Origin of the sequence: Brevibacillus borstelensis, from assembly GCF_003710865.1 — a bacterium.
In the GTDB taxonomy this organism is placed as follows: Bacteria; Bacillota; Bacilli; order Brevibacillales; family Brevibacillaceae; genus Brevibacillus; species Brevibacillus borstelensis.
The window spans coordinates 1-8,487 of sequence record NZ_RHHO01000078.1 but is presented as its reverse complement, the minus strand read 5'-3'; the positions used below and the strand labels follow the sequence as shown (position 1 = coordinate 8,487).

Annotated in this window: 6 protein-coding genes, 1 other RNA gene and 1 pseudogene; 6 read left to right on the top strand and 2 right to left on the bottom strand. The window is 42.0% G+C overall.

The window, feature by feature from the left end; translation table 11 throughout:
* Both EDM54_RS25560 and EDM54_RS27295 read left to right on the top strand, forming a co-directional pair.
* Nucleotides 1-594: hypothetical protein (locus EDM54_RS25560; RefSeq protein ID WP_221175485.1), on the top strand; the 594-nt coding region annotated here is incomplete at its 5' end.
* Nucleotides 595-1,030: 436 nt separating this feature from the next.
* Nucleotides 1,031-2,398, top strand: coding sequence for a flagellin N-terminal helical domain-containing protein (locus EDM54_RS27295; protein ID WP_122959072.1), 1,368 nt, complete (start codon nt 1,031-1,033; stop codon nt 2,396-2,398).
* 122 nt (nt 2,399-2,520) lie between these two features.
* Here the strand turns inward: EDM54_RS27295 and EDM54_RS25550 are convergent, their stop codons facing one another.
* Entirely contained in the window at nt 2,521-3,255 is a 735-nt protein-coding gene (locus EDM54_RS25550) for an Eco29kI family restriction endonuclease (protein ID WP_122959071.1), read from the bottom strand.
* Nucleotides 3,256-3,258: 3 nt separating this feature from the next.
* Nucleotides 3,259-4,422 (bottom strand): DNA cytosine methyltransferase, encoded by a 1,164-nt coding sequence (locus tag EDM54_RS25545; RefSeq protein WP_122959070.1) that lies wholly within the window; start codon nt 4,420-4,422, stop codon nt 3,259-3,261.
* 175 nt (nt 4,423-4,597) lie between these two features.
* Between EDM54_RS25545 and EDM54_RS25540 the strand changes: the two genes are divergently transcribed.
* From EDM54_RS25540 to EDM54_RS27475, 4 genes and pseudogenes are all read left to right on the top strand, one after another.
* Nucleotides 4,598-6,394, top strand: a complete 1,797-nt coding sequence (locus EDM54_RS25540) for a DEAD/DEAH box helicase (RefSeq protein WP_122959069.1) — start codon at nt 4,598-4,600, stop codon at nt 6,392-6,394.
* Between the two features lie 261 nt (nt 6,395-6,655).
* Nucleotides 6,656-6,941, top strand: a transfer-messenger RNA (tmRNA) gene (gene ssrA / locus EDM54_RS27480).
* A 477-nt stretch (nt 6,942-7,418) separates the two neighbouring features.
* Nucleotides 7,419-8,003 (top strand): Fic/DOC family protein, encoded by a 585-nt coding sequence (locus tag EDM54_RS25525; RefSeq protein ID WP_122959068.1) that lies wholly within the window; start codon nt 7,419-7,421, stop codon nt 8,001-8,003.
* A gap of 296 nt (nt 8,004-8,299) precedes the next feature.
* Nucleotides 8,300-8,487: pseudogene (locus EDM54_RS27475) on the top strand (IS256 family transposase); the annotation flags it as partial.

The window sequence follows — 8,487 nt, the reverse complement described above, 5'->3', positions numbered from 1 at the left end:
ATTTTACAACCGATTTTGACACGAGCATTAAGACTGCTACCAGTCAACAGCAACAGGAAGCCCGAAAGCAGTCTATCTATTTTCTATCAGGAACGATATGAAGACATGGGTGAACATGGAACATATCATAATAGGTACTACGCTGTAACTGCCACAATGGAAGGCTACTCAGGAATTATAGAGATTTCGTTCAGGGCAGAAAAGTTTTTCAACGAGGGTGCAGGAGAGGGGTATCTTGAGGGAATCTCCTATGAGTGGGACAGGCAAGGTGCTGTCAAAAAGCTAAGAATATTTAGCAAGAAGAGGCTGTTATCACCGAATGATGAACCTGTCTATTACAGAGGAGATCACTACTTCCCCTATTCAATGCCTGCAGACATCAGGAATCCAAAAGAGTTTTACTGTTACAATCCAAATGGTTACATGGGTAACAGTTCCATCGAGGTACGAGAACTGTTCGCGAATATGAAGGATTACTATAAAAAAATCTTCAAGATCAAGCCGAAACAGAACGATCTGTTATCCTTCAATAGCCCTCATGGAGATGATTTGCGGGATGAGGGCATCGGTTATGGATTCAAGATTTATACCTGATTAACTGTTTTACATAGAAAATGAAATCAGCAGTTGGATAATTCCTTACACGATGGTTGGGAGAAATGACCATGCCTAACATTGCGGAACCATAGTTGCTGAAGATGCAACGTTGACTAGAAGTCAGAGGTATCATGGTACAACACGATATAGCACTGATGTTAAAAAATAAATTATGAAGGGTTACAATTTCCCGAAAGACAGGATAAATATAAGTCACACGGGCGGTAATGGATGAAAACTCCATTGACTGTGGTACTGCGCCAGAAAGCTGTCTTTTTTACGAACTTTAGCCCAATGCATGAGTGTAAAAATTATCGGCGCTGATTCTTGAGTGAGAAACCGGGCGATTACAAGGGATGTTCCGCTGTCGTATCGCCGTAGGCGGTAATGATCGGAGGATTCAGGTTCAATTAGGGAGCAGAGGGTGTAAGAGATGATAATCAAATCGAATATACCTGCAATCACCACGCTTAACAGACTACAGAAGAACAATAAAAATTCCGCCAATACACTGGAAAAACTGTCGTCAGGGATTCGTATCAGCAAGTCGGCTGATGATGCCGCAGGATTGGCGATCTCCGAGAAGATGAGGGCGCAGATCAGGGGACTGGATCAGGCGCAACGAAACATACAGGACGGTATTTCACTTATTCAAACCGCAGAGGGTGGCCTCGCAGAGATACAAAATCCTAATCTGCAACGATTGAGAGAACTTGCAATACAAGCCGCAAATGATACGCTGACAAAAGAAGACAGGCAAAGCATTCAGGAAGAGGTCGAACAGATCAAAAAAGCCATTGATGAAATAGCGAACAATACAGAGTTTAACGGTATCAAGTTATTGAATGTGCCGGATTCCGGCAAGGTCACAAAAACGATTGAGGTCATAAAAACTGTTACCAAAACAGAAACGACATATGTGCCGGAGGTTGTCGATCTTTCTAAAGCAACCAGTATTACCATCTATGAGAGAAGCGCGGGATTGAATGAACTAACAATTCCGATTACCTCTTTACCTATGTCCGTGGAATGGAGTCCACCTGATTCACCAACAGAAAAATATCTGTTTGAGATTTACCGGTACGGATTCAAAACGACTGCTTATGGGCCCGCACAAGGTTATACCCCGGGGAACAATATTACTGGTGTAAGGTTAAATGGACTTTCAGGCTATGATGGAATTACTGAAATGTGGGCGAACAAAATCGAGACAACAAATGGGGGTTGGAAATTACCAGATGCACAAGGTGATCACTCAGAACAAGCAATCTTAGGCGATAATCTCGCTGATTATCCCGATAACATTCAGGATTCACATATTGCCATTCGTTTTGACTATATGAGAGCAGTAACGACAACAACTACAGTTACAGTACCAGAGCTTATCACCATTGAGGAGGATGTGAATCCAAAGGTAATCTTGCAGGTAGGTGCAAATGCAGGAGACACATTTGAAGTTGATCTGTCGGATGTCAGAACTGCTTCACTTGGTATTGATCAAATTCAGGTCGATCCTCGTGAAAAGGCGGTAGAGGCAATTGCGAAAATAGACGGTGCCATCGACAAGGTTTCCTCAGAGCGTTCCAAGTTTGGTGCCTATCAGAATGCATTGGAACATATTCATAACAATGTCTCGAACAATGCCGTAAATCTTACTGCCGCAGAATCAAGAATTAGAGACGCAGACACGGCTAAAGAGATTATGGAGATGACTAAGAATAATATCCTGTTTCACTCGGCTCAAGCATTGTTGGCGCAGTCAAATAAAATACCAAGTGGAGTTATACAATTACTCCGATAAATACGAAGGAGAGGCATTAGCCCCTCCTTTTTCTATTGATATCTCGAGGTAAACCGCGAAATATTAAGATTTTACCCTTAGGAAGACCTATAAGGAGAATTTCGATTAAATGGTATATCTGGTCATGCTCTTATGATATCTTGAAAGTAAGGATAGTCCCGTTGCTCTCTATACAAGATAATTCGGCCAAAAAGAATTGTCGCTTGCCAAGCACCTTTTGGTAGATGTTCAATAACCAAAGTTAGGAGACTTCTTACTGTCATATTGTCTGATGGGACATTTATAGGCGTATTCAGCTCTTCTTGATGAGCTTGTTTTTCGAATCTAAATGTGTACGGCAGATTGGCGGACAGACGTTTTAATAGTTCACCACATGAATATGTTCCCGCTATAATAAATTCGATTGGGAGATCAACGTCAATCGGATAAGATATGTCGAAATCTGCGGGCTTCTGTGTGTCTCTTTGCCGTCCTGGATCATTTCCACCAAAACCAGAGAAATTCCAAGGTGCCCCGTAGTGCTGAATCAGTATACTTTCGAGGTCAGCATTTTTGAAAACCGGAATAGCTACCGCTTTAAATGTTATAGATGATGGATCAAGATTCTTACGATGTTGCAAGTGAGTAGCATGTCTGGTCAATCGACTATGGAATCCTGCCTTTGAGTCAGTTTTACCAACGTACATTACAGTGTCGTTCTGAAGAAGCAGGTAAACTCCGTTTTTCTTGATCGGAATAGATTCAACGTTTACATAGGTTAAAGGTGCCGCAATCACCTTTTCGATAAAGGGGGGCAAGTCCCGCTTAAACGCAAGTTCCAGATCAAGCTCAAATTCATCAAACCCAGGGATCAACACACTTTATACACACCTTTTCAAATGAAGTTTTTGAGGCTCAGCAAGTATTAGTGCATCATAGATATGTTTGGTTATTCTTGCCGCCAATTCTACCGGGACAGCATTGCCTATTTGCCTCATGGCCTCGCTCCAAGAACCTTCGAAAGTATAATCATCGGGGAAAGTTTGAACCCGTGCAGATTCTCTAATGGTGAGGTAACGATATGTACCATCAGGAAATGCAATCATATTTTCTCCGCCCGGTACACCATGATCGCCCGCTTTCAGTGTTTTCGAAGGCTCGTCCAATAGACTACCAGTATGTCCAGGGTATGGCCTTGCACCTGACTGGTATACATGGTTACTAATCCCCGTGTTTAACCTTGGATCGGGTAAATCATTAATGGCATCGCGTAATGTTACCCAAGGAGTTAATAAACTATCTATCGAGATTTGTGATAGTTGGGCAATTACTTTGGACGATGGGGTCGGTTGAGTAGGAAGGATGTTTCTTTCCCTCCAATAGTCACCCGTAACCCACTTGGATACTTGCAATGCATATTGAGAGTGAGTTGGTTCTGGAAAGCTCCATTTAGCATTCACATCGGCACGGAATCCAACGAAAAAAATCCGGTCTCGACGTTGTGGAACTCCATAGTCTGCGGCATTTAATACTCTTGGTGGAATAACTTTATATTCGGGATTATTACCACCCGTACCTGTGTGATGTTGTTCAAGACGAGAGAGGTGCTCCTGCCATGATTCATTGGTTTTACGTAACAAAGAAGGATAGGTAAGTTGTAGGATAATATATTCGATATATGTAGAAAACGATTGTCTTGCTAACCCACGAACGTTTTCAAATAAAAACGCTCTTGGTCTGATCTCACGCACCGCTCTAATCGCTTCTGGAAACATATCTCGTTCGTCATTCCAGGCTTTATGTCTACCTCCTAGTGAAAATGGCTGACACGGAGGCCCACCAGTAACTAGATCGATGTTGCTTCCGATATCAGAATAATTAAGTTGGCGGACATCACCTTGAATTATATTCCAGTGAGGTCTGTTTCTACGCAGTGTTGAGCAGGCATCCGCATTCCACTCGGCAACGGCAACGTGCTCAAATCCCGCTTTTTCTGTCCCAAGAGCAAGTCCTCCCGCTCCAGCGAATAATTCAAGTGCTCTCATAACTTTCCTCCAATTATATTGGTTAAGAAGTTCTGGACGGCAAATGTCTTGACTCATTATATCATTACAGAAATTACAACGCAGTATTTTCTATTTTTAAGCGAACTAATTGTGTGATTAATGCAAATTGGATATACTTGGGTTATTGTGCTTGGTAAAGGAGTTGATGGAGAGAATGGCAGGAGTTTTTCAAAACGTTGAACCTAATATTCATGGAAATCCTCAGCTTAGAATACCGCAGAAAGAAGCATATGGTAAGATTTTTGAACATTATACAAGCCGTCCTGAAATAAGGGAAACGTCAATAATCCTACCCGTGGGATGCGGTAAATCGGGACTTATTACATTAACGCCTTTTGCAGTTAATTCAAGAAGGACGCTGGTTATTGCACCTGGTGTTAACATTGCAAGCCAGTTATATAAAGATTTTGATCCAACCAAAGAAGATATGTTTTATATAAAATGTCGAGTGCTTGAAGGCCAAGTATATCCAGAACCAGCAGAAATTAGAGGTATAACAACAAATATTAGTGACTTGGAAGAGGCTGACGTTGTAATTACCAACATTCAGCAACTGCAAGGAAATAACAATCGTTGGTTAAGGTCACTTGGTTCAGATTTTTTTGATTTAATACTATTTGATGAGGCTCACCACAATGTTGCTGAGAGCTGGAATATCCTTAGAGAGGCATTTCCAGAAGCAAAAATCGTAAATTATAGTGCAACCCCAAGAAGATCTGATGGTCAGCTAATGTCGGGAGAGATTATTTATTCGTTTCCGATTGTCCGGGCCATAGAAGAAGGATACGTCAAGAAACTTAAAGCGGTAGTATTAAACCCGCAGACGTTAAAATACGTCCGGAGAGAGGATAACAGAGAGGTAGAAGTCGATCTCGAAGAAGTTCGGAGACTTGGTGAAGAAGACGCTGATTTTAGAAGAAGTATAGTGACTTCAGAAGAAACCCTGTTTACAATCGTCGATGCATCCATAAGGGCTCTCAACAAAATAAGGAGAGACTCGCAAAACCCTCGTCATAAGATAATTGCTTCCGCACTCAACTATCAGCACTGTATTCAGGTTGTTGAAGCGTACAGAGCAAGAGGTCTACGTGCTGATTATGTGCATAGCTTGCAAGACGGTCGCGAAAATGCTCGGGTATTAGATCAGCTTAAAAATCATCAACTTGATGCTATTGTTCAGGTTCGGAAACTGGGGGAAGGGTTTGATCACCCACATCTTAGCGTAGCCGCAGTGTTTAGTGTATTCAGAGAGCTTTCGCCATTTGTTCAATTCGTCGGCCGTATTATGAGGGCTATTGATCAAAATGCCCCTGAAAGTAGCAATAATCAAGGAACCGTAGTGTTTCATGCTGGTTCAAATATTGCTAGATTATGGAGCGACTTCCAGGAGTATAGTCAAGCAGATAGAGAATTCTTTGATCAGTTATTGCCCATGGAGAGCTTAGATTTTGGTGATGCAACGGAAATAGAAATCATCCCTAAATCACGGGAGAGGAAGGCAAATCAAGTTGAAATTAAAGGACAAGGAGGTCTACTTGTTGAAGAAATCCCATTGATTCTTGAAGATACTGAGGTTCAAAAAGCGATTCAACTATTACAGGAAAAAGGTGTAACTCTGGACGATCTGCGTACTGCATATGAACATAAACCTGTACCGACTACAAAGCAAAAACAGCGTCAAGCATCCAGACAAGCGTTGGATGAACTGGTGAGGAATGAAACAGGATTTATTTTAAGGCAACAGGGAATCAATCCACAAGGCCGCGAACTTGATAAAAGGCATCTTGGAAAAACCAACTTTGTAATTCTGAAATCTGCAATAGACCGGAAAATATCTGAGTTTATTGGCAAAAAACCAGGATCAAGAAATGAACTAAGCTTGCAAGAGTTGCAAATGATAAGGCAAAACTTAAAGCAAATTATTGAGGATGCCTCCTCGGAGGTTTTGTGATGCCTAGACCAAAATCATTTTTGAAGAAAGTAAGTGTTGACATGACACTTAAAAGCCATAAGTGTCAGCATGTGAAAACGCACATACTCAATCAGGGCGACAAGAGGATGAAATTAACAGTGGGCAGGACACATGAACATTTTTGCATCGAGTGTGCTATAAAAATTATTGATTCAGATATTGCTAAATTAAAGGCTTTACGTGAAGCATTGTTGAGTGAATGAAGTTTCGTTAGTACACTCATGAACCTGTTCAGTCTTTGGGGAGGTATTATTTCGTAATCAGCAAACTTCTTGTGTTGTACAACCTAGTAACCAGTGAGGCTCTACCACTGTATCGGCCCGTGTGCCGTGGATAGGGCTCAACTTCAACGGGCTACGCCGGAGGCCTCCGCCTGGGGCCAATGGAAGAAGATCAATCAGGCTAGGTAACGGGTCAGCGCGTCGCTCCGCGAATCCGGTACCGAAACTCAAATGAGTGACTGCGCTCGGAGATGCTTATGTATCGCTGTTTTCGGACGGGGGTTCGAATCCCCCCGCCTCCACCATACATAAAATAAGGCACCCTTTAAGGGTGTTTTTTTATATTTTGGAAGGTGCTTCTAAGCTCCTTAAGATAATAAATATAACCATATCATATAGCTTTAAGACACCCTGTTCTCAACTCATTTAGCCTTGCTATAACCATGTTGATGATAAATCCGAATGCAATCAAGTCATTGGGGAAGGAGCGCAACGAAGCATATATGTTTGTTATAATGGGAGTAATGGGATATTCAGATTGCAAGGGGGACAAACTTAAATGCATATGCATGTAGTAAGTTTGCGAAGCAACAGGAAAAGGGTGATCGTCTTGAAAAGATACTCACAGCAAAAGTTGCGACGTGCTCTATTAAATGCGAAAGCGTCCTTGGAGATTGAGGGGCTCTTTTTAACACCGCAGGAAGATCGTTTATTGTTGGATCGTGCGGAGGGGAAAATGACGTATAGCGAGTTTTTAGCACGAGCCAAGGAAATCGCAAAAAATGGATGAACAAGCGCATTCTATGTATTGTTACCCCGGCAGTGAAGCATTGATCAATCTTCCCGGATTTAAAGAACAAGCTCAGCTTGATGCATTTGAACGAATGGTGACAGTTGAGCGATTAAGAGCTCTTTATCTAAGACCCTTAAAAGGAAAGTTCGATAAAAAGCATTTATGTGATATCCACAAATTTATTTTTAGAGATGTTTACCCCTTTGCAGGCAAAATACGGGACGAAGACATTTCAAAAGGCAATTTCCGTTTTGCAACAGCACGATTCTTACATGAGCAAACCGATGAGTTGCTAAACAAACTGCAGCAAGAAGGTTTTCTGAAGGAATTACCTTTTGATAACTTTGTGGACAAGCTAACCTACTATCTAACCGAACTTAATGTCCTCCATCCATTTCGGGAAGGAAACGGCAGAACTCAGCGCGAGTTTATTCGATGCTTAGCTTTACAAGCTGGGTATCAGATAGATTGGACAAAAGTTGAAGGCTCGAAAATACTTCATGCAATGATTTTTTCTCCAAGAGATGATTCGGAATTGAAAGACGTTATGAAAAAGGTTTTGTCGAAAAAATAACCAGCGAGGCTTCCCGCCGCGCCGCATCGGCCCGTGTGCCGTAGATCGGGCTCAACTTTAACGGGCTACGCCGGAGGCCTCCGGTGGTTCTAGATTCGCGAGCTATTACGTTCACGGACAGGATCGTTTCATAATGATTGGAGGAAAACAAATAAGTAGCGTTGCATTTCCGGTGTAAAAACAAATTTGAGTAAAGATCGAGAGCGTCCCGGCAATTACCGAGGACGCGAGTCTGTAAAATATTTTGTGTAAACTCTCAACCTCTAAACTACAATTAGGAGTAGAAAGGTTGGGAGATTTTTATGATGTCAAAAGAGCAGATCAAGCAGTGGATCAAAGAGAAAAACATGAAGTCAGTGGACGACGTACAGTCAGCGTTAAAGGATCTATTCGCAGACACAATCCAAGAAATGCTGGAAGCTGAAATCGAGTCCTCTCTTGGATACGCCAAGCATGACATGAAAAACAAGCGGACAACCAACAG

Bases quoted from the DNA above. Each gene is read 5' to 3' on its own strand.
- EDM54_RS27295 (WP_122959072.1), top strand. From the start codon at position 1,031: ATGATAATCAAATCGAATATACCTGCAATCACCACGCTTAACAGACTA.
- EDM54_RS25545 (WP_122959070.1), bottom strand. From the start codon at position 4,422: ATGAGAGCACTTGAATTATTCGCTGGAGCGGGAGGACTTGCTCTTGGG.
- EDM54_RS25540 (WP_122959069.1), top strand. From the start codon at position 4,598: ATGGCAGGAGTTTTTCAAAACGTTGAACCTAATATTCATGGAAATCCT.
- EDM54_RS25525 (WP_122959068.1), top strand. From the start codon at position 7,419: ATGGATGAACAAGCGCATTCTATGTATTGTTACCCCGGCAGTGAAGCA.